The organism is Pseudomonas sp. GL-B-12 (assembly GCF_019955895.1).
In the GTDB taxonomy this organism is placed as follows: domain Bacteria; phylum Pseudomonadota; class Gammaproteobacteria; order Pseudomonadales; family Pseudomonadaceae; genus Aquipseudomonas.
In genome coordinates this window covers 25,726-43,789 of record NZ_JAHBCX010000030.1, presented here as the reverse complement: position 1 = coordinate 43,789, position 18,064 = coordinate 25,726, and the positions used below count along the sequence as shown (strand labels likewise).

At 61.6% G+C, this 18,064-nt stretch carries 19 protein-coding genes and 1 pseudogene; 3 read left to right on the top strand and 17 right to left on the bottom strand.

Translation table 11 applies throughout. The features are described 5' to 3' along the window. Positions 1 to 117 precede the first annotated feature (117 nt). The 5 genes from KGA85_RS17140 to potE all read right to left on the bottom strand — a co-directional run bounded on the left by KGA85_RS17140 (position 118) and on the right by potE (position 5,418). Positions 118 to 396 carry a DUF3303 domain-containing protein gene (locus tag KGA85_RS17140; RefSeq protein WP_223457816.1) on the bottom strand — a complete coding sequence of 93 codons (279 nt, stop codon included), beginning with the start codon at positions 394 to 396 and terminating at the stop codon, positions 118 to 120. Between the two features lie 203 nt (positions 397 to 599). Continuing rightward, the gene (locus KGA85_RS17135) at positions 600 to 1,139 is read right to left on the bottom strand and encodes an HD domain-containing protein (RefSeq protein WP_223457818.1); all 540 of its coding nucleotides are present in this window, start codon (positions 1,137 to 1,139) and stop codon (positions 600 to 602) included. Then, positions 1,139 to 1,540 (bottom strand): hypothetical protein, encoded by a 402-nt coding sequence (locus KGA85_RS17130; protein ID WP_223457820.1) that lies wholly within the window; start codon positions 1,538 to 1,540, stop codon positions 1,139 to 1,141. The genes KGA85_RS17135 and KGA85_RS17130 overlap by 1 nt, the downstream gene beginning before the upstream one ends. Positions 1,541 to 1,726: 186 nt before the next feature. Beyond that, positions 1,727 to 4,012, bottom strand: a complete 2,286-nt coding sequence (locus KGA85_RS17125; protein ID WP_223457822.1) for an Orn/Lys/Arg decarboxylase N-terminal domain-containing protein — start codon at positions 4,010 to 4,012, stop codon at positions 1,727 to 1,729. Beyond that, positions 4,009 to 5,418 (bottom strand): putrescine-ornithine antiporter, encoded by a 1,410-nt coding sequence (potE, locus tag KGA85_RS17120; RefSeq protein ID WP_046040324.1) that lies wholly within the window; start codon positions 5,416 to 5,418, stop codon positions 4,009 to 4,011. Before potE ends, KGA85_RS17125 begins: the two co-directional genes overlap by 4 nt. A gap of 185 nt (positions 5,419 to 5,603) precedes the next feature. On the opposite strand from potE, the gene KGA85_RS17115 reads away from it, so the two are divergent. Both KGA85_RS17115 and KGA85_RS17110 read left to right on the top strand, forming a co-directional pair. After that, positions 5,604 to 5,933, top strand: a complete 330-nt coding sequence (locus tag KGA85_RS17115) for a hypothetical protein (RefSeq protein WP_223457824.1) — start codon at positions 5,604 to 5,606, stop codon at positions 5,931 to 5,933. Between the two features lie 124 nt (positions 5,934 to 6,057). Further along, positions 6,058 to 6,474: an organic hydroperoxide resistance protein gene (locus KGA85_RS17110; RefSeq protein WP_150725279.1), complete on the top strand. Its 417-nt coding sequence runs from the start codon at positions 6,058 to 6,060 to the stop codon at positions 6,472 to 6,474. 122 nt (positions 6,475 to 6,596) lie between these two features. Here the strand turns inward: KGA85_RS17110 and KGA85_RS17105 are convergent, their stop codons facing one another. The 6 genes and pseudogenes from KGA85_RS17105 to KGA85_RS17080 form a co-directional block, all read right to left on the bottom strand. Beyond that, on the bottom strand, positions 6,597 to 7,106 hold the full coding sequence (locus tag KGA85_RS17105; protein ID WP_223457826.1) for a copper chaperone PCu(A)C: 510 nt from the start codon (positions 7,104 to 7,106) through the stop codon (positions 6,597 to 6,599). A gap of 1 nt (position 7,107) precedes the next feature. Then, entirely contained in the window at positions 7,108 to 7,713 is a 606-nt protein-coding gene (locus KGA85_RS17100) for an SCO family protein (RefSeq protein ID WP_095945888.1), read from the bottom strand. Between the two features lie 317 nt (positions 7,714 to 8,030). Further along, positions 8,031 to 8,915, bottom strand: a complete 885-nt coding sequence (locus tag KGA85_RS17095; RefSeq protein ID WP_223457828.1) for a ChaN family lipoprotein — start codon at positions 8,913 to 8,915, stop codon at positions 8,031 to 8,033. Positions 8,916 to 8,967: 52 nt separating this feature from the next. Then, the gene (locus tag KGA85_RS17090) at positions 8,968 to 9,735 is read right to left on the bottom strand and encodes a heme ABC transporter ATP-binding protein (protein WP_223457830.1); all 768 of its coding nucleotides are present in this window, start codon (positions 9,733 to 9,735) and stop codon (positions 8,968 to 8,970) included. Beyond that, positions 9,735 to 10,718: a FecCD family ABC transporter permease gene (locus tag KGA85_RS17085; RefSeq protein WP_223457874.1), complete on the bottom strand. Its 984-nt coding sequence runs from the start codon at positions 10,716 to 10,718 to the stop codon at positions 9,735 to 9,737. The genes KGA85_RS17090 and KGA85_RS17085 overlap by 1 nt, the downstream gene beginning before the upstream one ends. 166 nt (positions 10,719 to 10,884) lie before the next feature. Then, positions 10,885 to 11,028: pseudogene (locus KGA85_RS17080) on the bottom strand (hemin-degrading factor); the annotation flags it as partial. A 114-nt stretch (positions 11,029 to 11,142) separates the two neighbouring features. On the opposite strand from KGA85_RS17080, the gene metE reads away from it, so the two are divergent. Then, on the top strand, positions 11,143 to 13,431 hold the full coding sequence (metE, locus tag KGA85_RS17075; protein WP_223457831.1) for a 5-methyltetrahydropteroyltriglutamate--homocysteine S-methyltransferase: 2,289 nt from the start codon (positions 11,143 to 11,145) through the stop codon (positions 13,429 to 13,431). A 101-nt stretch (positions 13,432 to 13,532) separates the two neighbouring features. Here the strand turns inward: metE and KGA85_RS17070 are convergent, their stop codons facing one another. The 6 genes from KGA85_RS17070 to KGA85_RS17045 all read right to left on the bottom strand — a co-directional run bounded on the left by KGA85_RS17070 (position 13,533) and on the right by KGA85_RS17045 (position 17,895). After that, positions 13,533 to 14,204 (bottom strand): class I SAM-dependent methyltransferase, encoded by a 672-nt coding sequence (locus KGA85_RS17070; protein WP_223457833.1) that lies wholly within the window; start codon positions 14,202 to 14,204, stop codon positions 13,533 to 13,535. A gap of 128 nt (positions 14,205 to 14,332) precedes the next feature. Further along, positions 14,333 to 14,854, bottom strand: a complete 522-nt coding sequence (locus KGA85_RS17065) for a cytochrome C (protein ID WP_223457835.1) — start codon at positions 14,852 to 14,854, stop codon at positions 14,333 to 14,335. A 169-nt stretch (positions 14,855 to 15,023) separates the two neighbouring features. Beyond that, entirely contained in the window at positions 15,024 to 15,545 is a 522-nt protein-coding gene (locus KGA85_RS17060; protein ID WP_008050506.1) for a methylamine dehydrogenase light chain, read from the bottom strand. An 18-nt stretch (positions 15,546 to 15,563) separates the two neighbouring features. After that, on the bottom strand, positions 15,564 to 16,190 hold the full coding sequence (gene mauD, locus KGA85_RS17055) for a methylamine dehydrogenase accessory protein MauD (protein ID WP_090454794.1): 627 nt from the start codon (positions 16,188 to 16,190) through the stop codon (positions 15,564 to 15,566). Positions 16,191 to 16,195: 5 nt separating this feature from the next. Beyond that, positions 16,196 to 16,735 carry a MauE/DoxX family redox-associated membrane protein gene (locus tag KGA85_RS17050; protein ID WP_223457837.1) on the bottom strand — a complete coding sequence of 180 codons (540 nt, stop codon included), beginning with the start codon at positions 16,733 to 16,735 and terminating at the stop codon, positions 16,196 to 16,198. A gap of 11 nt (positions 16,736 to 16,746) precedes the next feature. Then, on the bottom strand, positions 16,747 to 17,895 hold the full coding sequence (locus KGA85_RS17045; protein WP_223457838.1) for an amine dehydrogenase large subunit: 1,149 nt from the start codon (positions 17,893 to 17,895) through the stop codon (positions 16,747 to 16,749). Between the last annotated feature and the right edge of the window lie 169 nt (positions 17,896 to 18,064).

Sequence of the window (18,064 nt, the reverse complement as noted above, 5' to 3'; positions counted from 1 at the left end):
TCCAGTAATGAGTAGTCAGAAAGTCAGTGTTTCAGGGGCGTTGCATGGAAATGGCCTTCCGGCAAAGCAGCCGCTCAAGTCGGGCGGCGAGCGATACTCGCCGCCCTCCCTTCGTCATTACCGGGCGGTAGTTGCAGCCAGTAATGGGGCGATTTGCTCATCGGTCAATGCGGCGTGCACGTCCATGCTCATCAGGTCGTTCCACTCCAGCACCCACTTTTGAATCGGCACAAAATCACTCGCTTCGGCAATGCCGAAGCCGGCCGAGCTCCCTACGGCGTGCCAGCGTCCGTGCATGGTGACGCCTGCGGGCGGTGCGCCACCGGTCTTGAGAAAGCGTGCGATTGCGGCATCACGGTTGTCCGGGCTGATTGTCCAACTGACGATGAATAACATCGGCCATCTCCTGTTGTGCACTGGCACCTGTTGTTTGCGCGCACCTGGCTGGCGCCGGGGCCGTGGCCACGCTTGGGTTTCCAGTTTCGTCCTGGCTGGCTTGCGGAAAATCTCCCAAGGAAGGCATAGCAGTGCCCCGCGATTCCTGTATGACCGCTGATCCTGTTCCGGTGCATTTTCGAGGGGGGCAACAGACGCCTGTTTCACCAACGCAACATGGGCAGCGGGCGCAGCGGCGAGCGGAGCAATTGCCGGGCTGAAAGCTTCATCAGCATCGAGTGAAAACCGTGATCGGGAAAGGTCGCCTGCACGGTTTTGATGAAGCTTCGGGGCAAGCCGAAACGCACCAGGCCCAGGGACACATCCACCAGATCGGCCTGGCGGAAGGGTTCGACGCTGTCGGCGCAGGCGCCGCGATACCGGCGCAGCTTGTGATGCTCAAGTATCAACGCGCAGACTTCATCCTTCAGTTCCGGACGTTGTTGGCTGTCGAGATGTTCGGTGGCCAGGGCAATGGACGGGGGCAGGTAATCAAGGGTGTCATCGGTCCAGATACCCAGGTCATGAAACGCCGCCGCGATTTGAACGGCCTCCGAGGGCAGGCCTTCGGCACCGCTGAGGGCACCATGGAAATTCAGCACCCGGTAAATGTGGTTGCGGTAGCCCTGCAGATCGGCACCGATGGCCAGGGCGAACGAGGTGAGAATCTCGTCGGTGATGGGGAACTCGAGAATGGGTTTCATCAGGCGTCACGCAACAGGTCGTTGGCATTGAGCAGTTCGTAGGCAATCTCCGGGCGCTTTTCCATGGCACGGCGAATGGCGGCGGGGATGTTGGCGCGGGTCTTGCGGCACAGCCCAGGCAGTTCGCCAATCTGGATGCCGATGCCGCGCATGGTGCGCACTTCGTTGAAACCGGGAGCGATGTTCACGCGGATGCCCAACTGCTCGAACATGCGCCGTTGCACGTGTTCCAGATCGCTCAGGCTCTGCAGGTTTTCCAGGCGTTCGATCAGGCGTTTTTCTTCGTTGCGGGTCAGAAACAGAATGCGCAGGTCCGCCCCCGGTGTTTCCAGCAACGGGTCACGCCCGCAGTCGCAGGCACCGGGCGGGCAGGGTGAGCGGATCGCAGCGGTGGTGGTCATGGGGATCAATCATAGAGCGCTGTGATCGTATTTGCCCATAGGGATTTGGTGTGAAGGCGATCTGAAAATGTGGGAGCGGCGGTGCGACGATTCGACTTGCTCGCGAAAGCGATCTTGCAGCCAACATTGATGTTGTCTGACACGACGCCTTCGCGAGCAAGCTCGCTCCTACAGGTCTCGCTTACCTCACTTCAAGACCAGCATCCGATAAACGCCATCTTCGACTTCGATCCCGTGGGTGTCATGGGTGAAGCCGGGGAAGGATTTGTCGAAGGCTTCCAGTGCCTTGAGATACGCCAGCAACGGACCGTCCGCAGGCCCTGCGTTCTCACCCGGCATGAGCAGCGGGATGCCTGGTGGATACGGCACGATACCGGTCGCGGCAAGGCGTCCGGCGGCTTCGTTGAGCGTTACCAGCTCGATGTCGTTGCGCACCAGTTTTTCATAGGCCTCCACCGGGCTGAATTCAGCTTTTGGCAGGGTGCCGAAGGCCTGGGACATATTGGCGGTGGTCTTGTGTTTCTTCATGGCGGCGAAGATTTCGTCGGCCAGATCCTTCAGGCCCATGCCGGCATAGCGATGCTGGTTGGCGTTGTACAGGTCGGGCAGGCACAGCTCGAGCTCGGCGTTGTCGTCGTAGTCACGCTTGAAGTCGAGCAGGGCGTTGAGCAGCGTGCCCCACTTGCCTTTGGTGATGCCGATGGAGAACAGGAACAGGATGGTGAAGTCGGTGGTTTTCTCGACCACGATACCCTGGCGGCCCAGGTACGCCGTGACCACGCAAGCGGGGATGCCGGAAGCGAGCAGGTTGCCATCGTCGCCCATGCCCGGGCTGAGCACCGAGACCTTGATCGGGTCGAGCATGCAGTAACCGTCTTCGATGTCGCCGAAGCCGTGCCATACCGCGTTCGGGTGCAGGACCCAGCAGTTCGGATCGGTTTTCAGCGTGGCCGGGTCGACCTCATGGAACGGCACGGTCGCTGCGCCAACCTGTACGGTCGGCGGCTGCCAGCAGGTGAAAAACCAGTCATCCTTGCTCAGCATCTCGTTGTGCATGCGCGAGAGGACCTGGCGGAAGCTGATGGCTTCTTCAATCGACTCGTTGGTGAGGATCTGCCCGCTCGGTGCTTCCATCATCGCCGAGCTGACGTCGCAGGACGCCATGATCGCGTAGTTCGGCGAGGTCGAGGCGTGCATCATGTACGACTCGTTGAAGCGCGCATGTTCGATCGGGTTACGGCCGTTGCGCACGTGGATCATCGAGGCCTGGGACAGGGCAGCCAGCAACTTGTGGGTCGACTGGGTGGCGAACACGGTCGGCTTGGACTTGTCGTGATCGGCCGGGTCGCCGTGCATGGCATGGCGTCCGCTGTACAGCGGGTTGAAGCGCGCATAACCGTACCAGGCTTCGTCGAAGTGCAGGCGGTCAACGCTTTCGCCCAGCAGCTCTTCGACGCGGGTGACGTTGTAGGTCAGGCCGTCGTAGGTGGAGTTGGTGACAATCGCGTGCACCGGCGTCGGGTCGATGCCTGGCTTGACCAGCGGGTTGCTGGCGATGGCGGCTTTCACGCCTTCGGCGCTCAGGGTCTGCGGCAGGATCGGACCAATGATGCCGTAGCGGTTGCGGGTCGGCACCAGGTAGGTCGGAATCGCCCCGGACAGGGTCATCGCATGCTCGGCGGACTTGTGGCAATTGCGGTCGCACAGGGCGATCTGGTTGCGCGTGACGCTGGCCATGAGGATGACACGGTTGGACATCGACGAGCCGTTGGTCACGTAATACGTGCGGTGCGCGCCGAAGACCTTGGCGGCATAGCGTTCGCCCTGGCCGATAGGGCCGCTGTGATCGAGCAGCGAACCGAGTTCGCCAACCGAGATCGACAGGTCGGAGCGCAGCAGGTTCTCGCCGAAGAACTCGTAGAAGGCCCGGCCTGCGGTGCTCTTCAGAAACGCCGTACCGCCGGCATGGCCGGGGGTGTGCCACGAGTATTCATAGCTGCGGGCAAACTTCACCAGCGCGCCGAACATCGGCGGCAGGGCGGCCTGGCGATAGCGTTCGATGGCCGCCAGGATGCGCCCACTGAGGAAACGGGAGGTGTCCTCGGGCAGCCAGATGAAGTCGTCGGCGTGTTGCATGACCAATAACGGAATGGTCGACGCGGTGGTACGGTCACTGATCAGGAACACCGGCACCCGGGTGTTGCGCTCGCGCAGCTTGACCAGCAATTTGGTGCAGTCGGCGTGGCCTTCGCTGGTGTCCATTTCCCATCGGATGAGCACGCATTGAATGGCCGGGTCCGAGCGCAGGATCGAGGCGGCATCGGTGAGGCTTTCCGAGGCCAGCACACTGACGCCACGGCCCTCTACGTCCTGGACCAGTTGATCCAGGGCGCGGCCAAACACCGTTCGTTTGTCCGGCGGACTGCTGACCAGTAGCGCCAGCATGCCCAGCGAGTGTTTATATTCCGTCATGCTTGAACCTCCATAGTGGCTGTATTCAGATTGTTCACCGGCACTGGCTCGGCAGTGAGGTGCTGCGCGCTGACGGTTTGCGTCGGTACGCTGTTGTTGAGTGCTTCGAGGCGGATCAGGCGGTTGTTGACGAAGCCGAACAGGGTGTAACCAACGATCGTGGCCACGCCGCCCAGCATCAGGGCCTGCTCACCGGAACTGTACAGCGCCAGGTAGCTGTAGGCCGCCGCGATCAGGGCAATGACGTTGGTCACCAGTGCCTTGCCTTCCGGCACGTTGGAGACTTTCTGCATGGTCATCAGCGCGGCCATGGACAGGATGTAAGGCACCAGGTTGGTCACCACCGCGAGGTTGACCAGTGTGTCGAACTGCTTGCTCAGGTCGGGGCTGATGGTGAGCAGGGCCAGCGCGGTCTGTGCGGCGAGCAGTACCAGCATGCCGACAATCGGCGTACCCGCCTTGTTGGCCTTGGCGAAGATCGACAGGAAGTAACCGGTGTCCGCCGAGCTTTTGTACACCTGGGCGATGGTGAACTGCCAACCCAGCAACGAACCGATGCAGGCGAGCACCATCGCCGCCATCACGATGTCCCCGACCATTGGGGTGAACATCTTGGCGAACACCAGGCCGAACGGCGCGGTGGACGCGACCAGTTCTTCGTTGCCGACGATACCGAAGATGACGTTGGTGGAGACGATGTAGATCACCGCCGCACCCAAGGTGCCGCCCAGCACGGCAATCGGTACGTTGCGCTCAGGGTTTTCCACCGCGTCGGTGTTGGCGCAAGCCGATTCCAGGCCGAGGAAGGCCCACAGGGTGATCGCCACCGAGGCGCCTGCCGCTTCGAACCAGCCCTTGTCGTGGGGGTTCCAGCCAGCGGCGTAAACGCTGCTGTCGAACCAGAACCAGCCCACCGTGGATACCAGCACCACCGGAGCAATCACACCCCAGACCGTGATCGCGCCGATCCGGCCGGTAATGCTCGCGCCGCCAAAGTTGGCGAAGGTGGTGATCCACAACAAAGCAATAGTGGCCAGGCCTACTTGCAGCGAATCGAGTTTTATCCCGAACAACACCTGGATATAGCCGACCGCGGTAATACTGATCGCCACGTTGGCAATCAACAGCGAGAGACCGTAGGTGTAGTTGGTGATGTAGTTACCTGCTTTACCGAACGTGTATTCGGCATAACCGCCCATGCCGCCGGTCTTGCGGCTGAGCATCCCGCATCGCGCAAAGGCGTAGGCCAGAGCGAGGGAACCGGTGGCCGTCACCAGCCAGGAGAGGATCGAAATTGCACCGACTTCCGCGAGTTTTGTCGGTAGCAGCACAATGCCGGAGCCCAACATGTTGACGGCGGTCAACATTGTCAGTTGCCCCACACTCATTTTCTTTGCGACAGACATTCCGTTGCCTCACTTAGTTGGCGATTGAGAACCTTAGCTATAGCAAAGGTTTGAAATCTCGCAAGAAATTGACGACCCCCCCATTCCGCTTTTTCATTTATTTGCAGAAAAGGCAGGATGCTGGCCCCCAAGTTTCAAAGTTCTCTGCAAAATTACTTTGTTTTCAGTCGGTTAGATAGGTCGAAATGCGCAAGATATGGATCGCATTAATCCCGCTAATAGTTGCGGGTATAGCCAGTTCGGCTCAAGCAAAAGAACTGGCCGCCAATGATAAGTACATGTGCAGTTGGGGTGCGGGCACCGCTGCAAGGGCACAGGAACTCAAGCTTTCAGGCGTTTCCTTGTATGCCGCCCGCCAGAAAATCCAGGTCTACAAGTTCGCCAAAACCTGGATGCGCATGATGGCTCTTGGCATTACAGAGCAAACTTATGACAGTCCGTCGCGATTCAAACCGACTGCTGTACGGCAGAGCTTTTATGAGGACTGCGTCAGGTACAAGTTGGCGCGTAAATAAAAAGAAGGCGGGCACCGGTCGGCTCGACCACGGTGTGGGTTTGTGACGTCTATATTGATTGACCATCCCTGCAATCGGATGGGGCGTTAAAACCGGTTTCTTACAACTCAATCAGGAGGTCACCATGAACCAGATCGATAAAGTGTTGTACACCGCCCAAACCCACACCACCGGCGGGCGTGACGGCGCCTCCCGCAGCTCCGACGGGATCCTCGATGTGAAGCTGTCGTCGCCAGGTGCGGGCGGTGGCGGTACTAACCCCGAGCAACTGTTCTCTGCCGGGTGGTCAGCCTGTTTCATCGGCGCCATGCAGGTTGCAGCCAGGGAAATGAAAGTGGCGTTGCCCAAGGATGTGGCCGTCGATGCCGAAGTCGACCTGGGCACCAATGAAGGCGGTTACCTGCTGCAGGCGCGGCTCAATGTCAGCCTGCCAGGGCTGGACCGTGAAACCGCACAAAAAATCGTCGACACCGGGCACCAGTACTGCCCGTACTCGAAAGCCACGCGCAACAACATCAACGTCGTGCTCAAGCTCGTTTGAGTTGACATGAACAGGTCTTGATTTCTAAAAAAAAGATCGCAGCCTGCGGCCGCTCCTATACCGGTTTTACGGGAGCTGCCGCAGGCTGCGATCTTTTTTGGTATTGCGATACTGCGAGAAAATCAATTCATCTTGCTGTGATCATGCATCATCTTGCTGTGATCCATGGTGTCAATCGCCTTGGCAACGGTTTCAACCTGAATCGACTCTTTCTCGCCCTTGGCGTCTTCCACGGTCAGGGTCAGTAGCACCTTGTCGCCTTCCTTGATCTGGGCCGTCAGGTCCATGAGCATGATGTGGTAACCGTGGGGATCGAAGCTCACCGGTTTGCCGGCCGGCAGAGCAACGGACTGCAGCTGCTGCATTTTCATCACGTCGTCTTTCATGCTCATTTCATGAATCTGTACCAGCTTGGCAATAGGCGTTTGCACGCTCAACAACTTGCTGTCGCTGCTGGCGGTGACGGTCATGAAGGCGCCGCTCGACGGCTGGCCGGCCACGGTGGCGCGGACCCAGGCGTCTTCGACTTCGGTTTGTGCCGACACCTGAAAGGCCAGGCCGACCAGGGACAAGCCCAGCGCCAGTTGCTTGCAGCGTTGTGCGAAACGGTTTTTAGCCTGCGGGGCATTCATTTCAGCAAACCTCCATCACGGTGAGCAGGTCTTCTGCGCACTCTTGGGCCGTCAGGGACGTGGACAGTCCCAGGCGCAGAGTGCCCCGGGAGTCGAAGACATAGCTGGTCGCGGTATGGGAGAGGGTATAGGTATCGCCGCTCGGCACTTTTTCAAAGAACACGCCAAATTCCTTGGCGGTGGCGGCGGTTTCTTCCAGGGTGCCGTACAGCGCTTCGAAACTCGGGTCGAAGGCTTTCACGTATTTATCGATCATCTCGGGTGTGTCGCGCTCAGGGTCCAGGGTGATGAAGATCACCTGCAGCCTTTCGCCATCGCGACCCATCAGCTTTTTGGCCTGGGCCGCACGGGCCAGCGTGGTCGGGCACACGGCCGGGCACTGGGTGAAACCGAAGAACACCATCGGCATCAGGCCGCGATAGCTGCCCAGCATCCGGGTTTCGCCCTGAGCGTTCTTGAGCTTGAAGTTACGCCCCATGATCTTGTCGCTGAGGTCTTTGCCGTACTTGAACGACAGCTTGCTGCTGTCGTCGCAACCGGCGAGCAGGCCCAGGCTCAACAGGCCCATGCCTTGCAGGACGGTTCGGCGGGTATACAAAGTACTCATGGAAAAAAGCATCCTGTTGAACAGGCTGAAATGACAGCGTGATGACTGTACAGACGAAAAAATCGCGGGGATGTTAACAAACTGTGCCGGTGCCGGAGGGGCGGATACGACCATTGGACCTTTGCTGCGGCGTGACATAGTGTCGCGCCGGAGTGGGGATGACTTAGAGATTCCAGGCAGATTGAAACCTGTGGCGAGGGAGCTTGCTCCCGCTGGACTGCGCAGCAGGCCCTCTTTTTGGGGTCGCTTCGCAACCCGGCGGGAGCAAGCTCCCTCGCCACAGGCAAGCCCCCCTTGCCACAATGTTTCGCTTAAGTTCAGCGACGCAGCTGCGCGCAATGATCCTGTTGCGGTTGCGCGGCGGTGTACCAGACATAATCCGCACTCTCAGCGGTCACGGTTTTGCCCGCTTCGGCCAGTATCAGCACCGCATTCCCTTCACCGGCACCGAGGTCCTTCAGGTGCAGCGGCACCCCCAGATCCTTGCGTACGTGGAAGGCACCGGCCAGCAGCATCGCAGGCGTCGGTGCGGCCATCAGGCGTTCGGCCATGCGCCGGTCACGCTGTTGTTGCACGGCGAGCATGGCTGGCATCAGCGCTTCGGGCAGCAGGCCGCAATGGGATTCGCGGATGTCCTCCAGCAAGGTCGCCTGCACCTGTTGGGTGGTGGACGCTTGCCCCGTGAGTACCGGGCGCTGTTTGTAGATCTGCATGATCTGCGCGCGGTCCAGGTTCGCCGCCAACAGCGGATATGGTTGCCGCAGCGCGTAGGTGACCAGTGCGCCATACACGCTCCAGTCCCAATTGGCCTGCCAGGCCAGTGCCTTGAACGCATCGGCCGGTGGCTGGCCAGCGCGGGTCGCGGCTTGCGCGGCATCGACCCTGGCCTGTTGATCGGGGTTGAGCATTTCCATCAGCAGGCTGCCCTGGGCCCGTTGCGCCGCCAGCTCGCGCAGCAGCCACAATTGCAGGGCGTGGTGGTCCGGGTTGTCGTGCTGCTCACCGATCAGAACACGCGGCGCAACGGCCAGACGTTCGACCAGTTCTTGCGGCGTCAGCGTACGGCCCGTGGCGAGTTCACGGATAACCCCGAGGTCGGTGTGATCACGCCCTTGCGGGGCGATCGGCGCCGGCAGTGGTGTGACCTGATGGGTTTGGCAGGCAGCCAACAGGCTGAATGCACAGAGCAACACAAAGCGCATCGGTTTTCCTTATTGGACAGGTGCCCCCTCGATGACGGAAGAGGGGGCGATATCAGCGCGCGATGATCAACGGGTGGCCGCGTTCCGGGTGTTGGTGAATCAGCACCTCCAACCCATACACCGCTGCCAGCGCTTCGGCGGTCAGCACTTCTGCCGGTGGACCGTAGGCGTGGGGCAGGCCCTGTTGCAACAACAGTAGTTGATCGCAGTAACGTGCGGCCAGGTTGAGGTCGTGCAGGATCACCAGCACCGCGGCCCCGCGCTCGGCGAAATCACGCACGGCTTGCAAAATGGTGTGCTGGTGCAGCGGATCGAGCATTGACGTCGGTTCATCGAGCAGCAGGGTTTGCCCTTCGGCACCGGGCCAGAGCTGAGCGAGCACCCGCGCCAGATGCACGCGCTGGCGTTCACCGCCGGACAGGGCCAGATAGCTGCGTCCGGCAAGATGAAGCGCGTCGGCGGCTTTGAGCGCCTCGGCGACGATTTCGGCATCGCGCACACGGCCGCTGGCGTGGGGCAAGCGACCCATGCCGACGACTTCATTGACCGAAAACGCAAAGTTCAGGCTCGAACTCTGCGGCAGCACGGCCAGGCGTTTGGCCCGCTCCTGACCCGGCCAGTCGGCGAGTGGACGCTCGTCGAGGCGGACCGTTCCTACGCTGGTCGCCAGGTCGCCGCATAAAGCGGCGAGCAGGGTGCTTTTGCCGGCGCCATTCGGCCCCAGCACGCCGAGCACTTCACCGGGGCGCAACTCGATATTGATGTTCGCCAGTACCGTGCGCTTGCCACGACGTACCAGCAAGTTGTTTGCCCGCAGCATCAGGAACGCCCTCGTACCAGCAGATAAAGAAAAAACGGAGCGCCGATCAGCGCGGTCACGATGCCGATGGGCAATTCAGCCGGCGCCAACAGCAGGCGCGCCGCCAGATCGGCCAGCAACAGCAGGCTGGCACCGGCCAGCAACGACGCGGGCAGCAACACCCGGTGATCCGGGCCGACCAGCAGGCGCATCAGATGCGGCACTACCAGACCGATAAAACCGATCAGCCCGGCCGCCGCGACGGCCGCGCCGACGCCGAGCGCCGTGCACAACACCAGCTCAAGCTTGATCCGCTCGATGTCGAAGCCCAGGTGACGGGCCTCCGACTCACCCAACAGCAATGCATTGAGCGCCGCCGCCCGACGGGGCAACCACAACGCCACGCCCAGGGTGACGATCAGCAACGGCCACAAACGCGGGTAGCTGGCACCGTTGAGGCTGCCCAGGTTCCAGAACGTCAGGGTACGCAAGGTCGCATCATCAGCCAGGTAGGTGAACAGCCCGACCCCGGCACCGGCCATGGCCGTCATTGCCACACCCGCCAAGAGCATGGTGGCGACGTCGGTTTGCCCGTTGCGGCGACCGAAGCGATACACCATTGCCGTGACGATCAAGCCACCGGCGAAGGCGCTGACCGACAGCAAGTAGGGTTCGATCGCCGGCGGCAAGCCACCGAGCAGGCTGCCGCCGACGATGGCAAGGGCGGCACCGAGCGCCGCACCACCCGAGACGCCGACCAGACCAGGGTCCGCCAAGGGATTGCGGAACAACCCCTGCATTGCCACGCCGGACAACGCCAGTACCGAACCGACGGCGATACCGAGCAGACTGCGCGGCAGACGAATCTGACCGAGGATCAGCTGCGCCTGCTGCGTGTCGCCACCTTCCAGCGGCAACCCCAGCAGACGCATCCCGCCCAGCAACGTATCGCCCAGCGGCAGGCTGACCGGCCCGAGGGCCAGGGACAGCCAGAACACCAGCACCAGCAACAGCAGCAAAAAGATCAACGTCGGACGCGGCCGAAAAATGGCCGTCATGGGTTGATCCCGGCGGTCTGCGCCGTGGCGTCCGGGTAGAACGCCGTGGTACAGGCCAGCAGTGTTTTGATACGCATCGGGACTATTCCTTAGCCGATCAGAGGGGGTGGCGGGCATCGAAACCTTCGTAGCGGGTGATGATGCCATCGACGCCCGGCTTACGCACACGCCACGGTTCGGTCACGCCAGTGGTTTTCAGGTGCAGGTTGAACATTGGGGCGAGCACGCTGAACCAGGTGTCCATCCAGTGCAGGCTGTGCAGTGTCATCGATCATGAGAAGAACTTGTGATCATCAAGATTAAAATGAGTTTGTCTCATTCGCTGGCACTGTCGACAATGGCCCCATTGAACGCATTGGAGTTATTTGACATGGCTGTGGCCCATTCCCTTGGATTTCCGCGCATTGGTCGCGATCGCGAACTGAAAAAGGCTCAAGAGGCGTTCTGGAAGGGCGAACTCGACGAAGCCGGTCTGCGCACCGTGGGCCGCGACCTGCGCAAGACCCACTGGGATTTGCAGAAAAAGGCCGGCATTGAGTTGCTGCCGGTCGGCGACTTCGCCTGGTACGACCAGGTCCTGACCCACTCGTTGATGTTCGGTGTGATCCCGGAGCGTTTCCGCCCGCACGATGGCAAGACCAGCCTGCAAACCCTGTTCGGCATGGCGCGCGGTGTGAGCGACAGTTGCTGCGGCGGCGCGCACGCCCAGGAAATGACCAAGTGGTTCGACACCAACTATCACTACCTCGTCCCTGAATTCAGCGCCGATCAGCAGTTCCAGCTCGGCTGGGACCAGTTGTTCGAAGAAGTCGAAGAAGCCCGCGCACTGGGGCACAACGTCAAGCCTGTGATCATCGGCCCGTTGACTTACCTGTGGCTGGGCAAGGCCAAGGGCGCCGAATTCGACAAACTCGAACTGCTAGATCGTCTGCTGCCGTTGTACGGCCAGATCTTCCAGCGCCTGGCGGCACAGGGCGTCGAGTGGGTGCAAATCGACGAGCCGATCCTGGTGCTCGACCTGCCACAGGAATGGAAAAACGCCTTTGAGCGGGCCTACAACCTGATTCAGCGTGACCCGTTGAAGAAGCTGGTCGCTACTTACTTCGGTGGTCTGGAAGAGAACCTGGGCCTGGCCGCCAATCTGCCGGTGGACGGCCTGCACATCGATCTGGTGCGCGCACCTGAGCAGTACCCGACCATCCTCGATCGCCTGCCGGCCTACAAAGTGCTGTCGCTGGGTGTGGTCAACGGCCGTAACGTCTGGCGCTGCGACCTGGAAAACGCTTTGGCCACCTTGCAGCACGCTCAAGAGCGTCTGGGTGATCGCCTGTGGGTCGCGCCATCCTGCTCGCTGCTGCACAGCCCGGTTGACCTGGGGCGGGAAGACAAGCTCGATGCCGAACTGAAAAGCTGGCTGGCGTTTGCCGTGCAGAAGTGTGAAGAAGTCGCGGTGTTGGCTCAGGCGGTGAATGAACCGGAAGCGCCAAAGGTGCTTGAAGCGCTGACTCAAAGCCGTACCGTGCAGGCCAGCCGTGCCGCATCGCCACGCATTCACAAGCCAGCCGTGCAGGCGCGTGTTGCCGCCATCACCGCCCAGGACAGCCAGCGTCATTCGCAGTTTGCCCAGCGTATCGAGAAACAGCGCGCCGGCCTGAACCTGCCGCTGTTCCCGACCACCACCATCGGTTCGTTCCCGCAAACCGCGTCGATCCGTCTGGCTCGCCAGTCGTTCAAGCAAGGCAAGTTGACCGAAGCCGAATACACCGAAGCCATGCACAGCGAGATCCGTCACGCCGTGCAAGTGCAGGAACACCTGGGCCTGGACGTGCTGGTGCACGGTGAAGCCGAGCGTAACGACATGGTCGAATACTTCGCCGAGCAACTCGACGGCTACGTGTTCACCCGTTTCGGCTGGGTCCAGAGCTACGGCTCGCGCTGCGTGAAACCGGCAGTGATCTTCGGCGACCTGAGCCGTCCGAAAGCCATGACGGTGGAGTGGATCCGCTACGCCCAAGGCCTCACCGACAAGGTGATGAAGGGCATGCTGACCGGTCCCGTGACCATGCTGATGTGGTCGTTCCCGCGCGAGGACGTGACCCGCGAAGTGCAGGCCCGTCAGCTGGCGCTGGCGATCCGTGACGAAGTGGTGGACCTGGAAGCCGCCGGGATCAAGATCGTGCAGATCGACGAAGCGGCTTTCCGCGAAGGCCTGCCGTTGCGCCAGGCGCAGTGGCAGCACTACCTGGACTGGGCGACCGAAGTGTTCCGCCTGTGCGCCTCCGGCGTGCGTGACGAAACCCAGATCCACACCCACATGTGCTACAGCGAGTTCAACGATGTGATCGAGTCCATCGCCGCCATGGATGCCGACGTGATCACCATCGAAACCTCGCGTTCGGACATGGAACTGCTGGACGCGTTCGAAGCCTTTGCCTACCCGAATGAAATCGGCCCGGGCGTGTATGACATCCACTCGCCCAGGGTGCCGGACTCCTCGGAAATGGCCAACCTGCTGCGCAAGGCCGCCAAGCGTATTCCCGCCGACCGCCTGTGGGTCAACCCGGACTGCGGCCTGAAAACTCGTGGCTGGCCGGAAACCGAAGCGGCGCTGGTGCATATGGTCAACGCTGCGCGTCAGCTGCGTAAAGAATTGGCCTGACGCTTTAGTAGATGCGCCACTGAAACCTGTGGGATCGCCGCACCGCCGCTCCCACAGGGTTGCTTGGCAGTCAGCATCTGTGTGCTGGCTTTGAAAGCCACTCAGCGCCGCGGTTCGGCCACCAACAGCAATGACTGCGGCACTGGGCTTTGCGGGTGCTGTGGCTCCTGCAAGCCGGCCAGCATAAAACCCGCCATGTCCAACGCATTGAGCCAACTGGACAGGGTGCGGAAATACCACGGCATGGCTTGCCACTGCCCCTTGAAGCCAGAGAAAGTCTCTTCCCGCCAACCATCCTGATAATCCCCCGCCGCAGCCGCCCACGGGTGCAGCGTCTGGATCACCAGCGCGCCACCCGGGGCGAGCAGGGTGTTCATGGCGGCGAGCAGGGGGATGATGTCCTGATGCAGCAGGGCGAAGTTGGCGCAGATCAGGTTGTAGTCGCGGCCGATGTCGACTTTCGCGTCTGCCAACTGTTCATAGCTCGCCAAATGCACCGGCGCAGCGCCCGCCGCCCGCGCCGCCTCCACCAGCGTCCCATCGCCATCGACACCGACCGCCTCGATACCCCGGTTTGCCAGCGCACGCAACAACCAGCCTTCGCCGCAACCCAGGTCGAGCACACGCTCGGGCTGGCGACCCAGCACCGCCAGCAGGATGGCCTGGTCGGTGACCTTGAGGCGGCTTTCGATGGTGCCGCTGCGGATGGCGTCGATCCAGGCCCGGGCGTTGTGGTGCCAACTGTCGAGGAGGGTGGATTCGGGGGCTGACATGTCGATGTCCGGCGTGATGGGTTGGAGGAAAGGATAGGGCAAGGGCTCCGATCGTCCATTCTCCTGGTTTGCTTTCAGACGATTTAACGGCGGAGCCGGTTTTACCCGGCACCACCGACAGGCTGTTCTCAATAATTCATCCCGTCATCAATCGCGATGCCCTGGGCGCGCATGGCCTTGATCAACTCGCTACGGGTGCCGGGCAGGTTGAGCATGGTCTTGGCCCGTAACGCGGTGACTTCTTCGGCGGTGTAGGGCTGATAGTCGGCCGGCAGGCTGTTGCCCGCCATGCCGTCCTCACGCATCAGCCAGTTGAGCAAGTCCGCCAGTTGCGCGTTGTTCAATGCCGACTGCGACATGCCCGGCACCCGCACGAGGAATTCGCGGCCACCGGGGACTTTCAGGAAGTTGCCAACAAAGCCTTTCATCCGTGGCGTGTCGTTGGCGGCGGAACCCGTGCCATCGCCCAGGTGGCAACCGGCGCATTGCAGCTGGTAGTTCACGCCGACGCTGTAACCGGCCTGGGCAATCGGGGTTTGCAGCGATTCATTGCCCGGCGCGTGATGCTGGTTCGGGTCAGGAATGGCCCGGGCATAGGCGAGCGGGGCGCTCAGGGCGCAGATGAGGCCGAGGAAAAACAATCTACGCATAAAAAAACCTCTGCTGAGCAGCTCTGTAGGAGCGAGCTTGCTCGCGATGAAGGTGAACGATGACGCTGCCTTTTGGAACTGCGCCGCTCTTGAAACCATCGCGAGCAAGCTCGCTCCTACAACAAAAAAAAACGCCGATTGCGCGAGCAACCGGCGCAAAGCGCGTTTTTTAAACGGCGACGCCGCGGATGACCGAAACGGTGCAGTGGTAGATGTGGGATTTGGCGGCCAGGCACCAGTTCACATCGTTGTTGTTGAACGGGCGGTAGGCCGGTTCTTCGCTGTCGTTACGGGTGCAGGCGCACTGGGCGCAGCTTTGCTTACCGCAGCAGTCGTTGTACGAAATGATGTAGTCCTTGCCGTCGGCCGGGTTGCGGCAGGTGCCGATCCAGGTCACTTGCGAGGCTTCGGTGCCCGGCGGGCAGGACGTCACCGACCCGCCGCAGCAGCTGCACAGAAAGCCGTCGATGGAGCAGTAGCGCCAGTAGTCGCAGCTGTTCGGATCACCCGGGTCGCCGGCCTGCGCAGGTTCCGCGGCCAGGGCCTTACTGGTGCGGTCCAGCGGCAGCAGCAGGGGCAGGGCGGCACCGGCCACCATCAGCGAACCCATGCGTGCCAGCAGTTTGCGGCGCGAGGTGGTGTCGGCGACACGGCGGGACGAACGCTCAAACAACAGATCCAGCAGTTTCATAAAGGTCTCCCTGCCTTATCAGTGGCTATGGCCGTGGCTGTGGTCGTGATCGTGGGTGTGCGGTTGGGCATTGAGGTATTGCTGCAACGTGGCGTGCTTCAGGTGCTCGACTTCGAACAGGCTGTCCAGGTGCTCGCGGGAGTTGACCAGGCCTTTGGCGCGCAGGGTGCCGGCCTTGTCGATCAGCGCGGCGTACGGCAGCTTGCCGATCTGGTAGGTCATGCCCACTTCCGGGCCGACCACATAAGTCGCGTCTTCCAGTTTGTGTTCGCGGATCAGCGCTTGCTGGGCGTCCATGTCGCCATCGCTGACGAACACCACGTCCAGGCGGTCCGATTGCTCCTTGGCGATGGATTTGATCGCCGGCAGCAGCGACTTGCAGATCGGGCAGGTCGGCGAGAGGAAGAACAGCAGTTGCGATTTCTCGCCGGCATAACCGAAGTTCACCGGACGACCATGACGGTCGCTGGCGGTGACTTGTGGCGCGGGCTCATTGACCGCCACGCCTTTGTCGACCATCAGCGCGCCGGCCGGCGCCAGGCGACCGTGCAGCACGCCAATCTGCCGCACCAGGCCCATGACGACAAACGCCACAGCCACCAGCAGCACCCAGAGCAGAACGTTGGAAACAATCAAGCCTTCCATTTCGATTACCTACCAATCAATTTGAGCAGAAGAGGGGAATTCGCCAGCAAGCCATCGGCCGCGGCGTAGATGAGCAGCGCGACCGCGGCGGCGGCCAGGGTCACGAAGCCATCGAACAGGTTGAGGTCGCGGGCAACCGGCGCCACGCTGGCCACCAGCGCCAGAGCTACCAGCGCACTGTTGCGCAGCAGCAGTACCGGGCGCAGTGGCTGTGCCTGGTCGGGACCGGCGCAACCGCAATCGATGTCCGCGCGACCGCGCCACAGATTGATGCCGATGGCGGCGGCGTACAGCGCCAACAGGCTGGCGGCGCTCAACGCGGCATAACCACGGCAGGCCGGCACTAGCAGGGCAAAGGCGATGGCCAGTTCCAGCAGCGGCACCAGCCGTGCCGTCGGGCGCACCAGCGCCTCGGGCAGCAGTTGATAGTCCGCCAGCTGCCGGGCGAAGCGGACCGGTGCGCGCAACTTGTGGGTCGCGGCGCTGGCCAGCAACACCGCGATGGCGATGGCGCTGGCAATGATGAAGATCGGATCTGTGTGCATGGCCGAACCTCTTAGTAGCTCAGGACCTGAGTCGCGGTTTTGGCGACTTTCGGCATGCTGCCGGTGAGCTTGTTGGTCTTCAGATCGAAAATCTGCAAACCGCCTTCCACATCAGCGCCGAGCAGCAACGGCTTGTCGTCGCCAGTGGCCTGCATGCTCCACACCGGAACCGGGGCTTCCAGGGTCGCCACCTTCTTGTGGGTCTTGAGGTCAAACGCCCAGATCAGCGGGCTCGGGTCTTCCCACTTCAACGGTTCGTGGGCGTCGTGCATCAGCACGTACAGGCGATCCAGCTTTGGCGCCACGGCCATCATCTGCCAGCCACCCGGCGCCCAACCGGCCTTCTTGTCTTCGTCGGAAACCAGCGACCAGGACGGCAGGACCTTCGGCGCATCACCGGCGAAATCCACCGGGCGTACGGTGCCGGTCGTGGTGGTGAAGTAGTAGGTGTCGCCGACATTGACCGCGCGCTCTACCAGTTTTTCCGCGTTCGGATCAAAGAACGGCGTGCGGCTGCGCGCGGTTTCCTGGCCTTGATCGTTGAGGGTCACCACCTGCAGGCTGCCGTCGCCGCACAGCGAGGCGAAGCGGCGGTTGCCGACCGGGTAGTTGAGCACGCAACCGGGGATGGCGATTTCCGTGGCAACGGCCTTGGCCTGGGTATCGACCACGGTCACCGAAGTCGACGGGGTGAAGTTGTAGACGTAGACGAACTTGTCGTCGCCGCTCGGCTTGAGCGAGTAACGCTGGGTCAGCGATTCGGCGCGCTTGTTCGGAATCAGCACTTCCCAGGCTGGCGACAGGGTCGAGCTGTCCCACGCGGTGAGCACGTCGGTGCGGGTGCCACGGGTGCCGCGGGAATACCAGATGTCCGCACTGTAAATGGTTTTTTTGTCGTGGCTGAGGGTCGACGGCGCAGCAAAACCGGTCGGCACCATGCCGAGGATGCGCTTCTGGTCCGGGTCGACCACGGTCACGCGGCCAGCCACGAAACTGTCGAACTCGACGTCGATGACAAACGCGCGGTGAGCTTCGGGTGGAAACGCCAGAACGGTCTGGCCAATCGTACCAGCGGGCAAATCCGCGCGGGCACTGTTCAAACCGAGTACAAGCAGGCTCAGGCCTAGCGCTGACTGTACGGAGATCCTGTTTGTTCGCATAAGGGGAACTTCCTGAATTGTTGGTAACGCGGATCGCGGGTGCTTTGGCAGATTTTTACCCTTTGATTCTGCCGTGCCCCGCGATCGGGAGAATTGCCCTGCCTGCCAAGTGTTTGTGTGTCTGTGCCAGCGTCATGAAACTGGCTGCACAAGCTGATAGGGCAGGGAT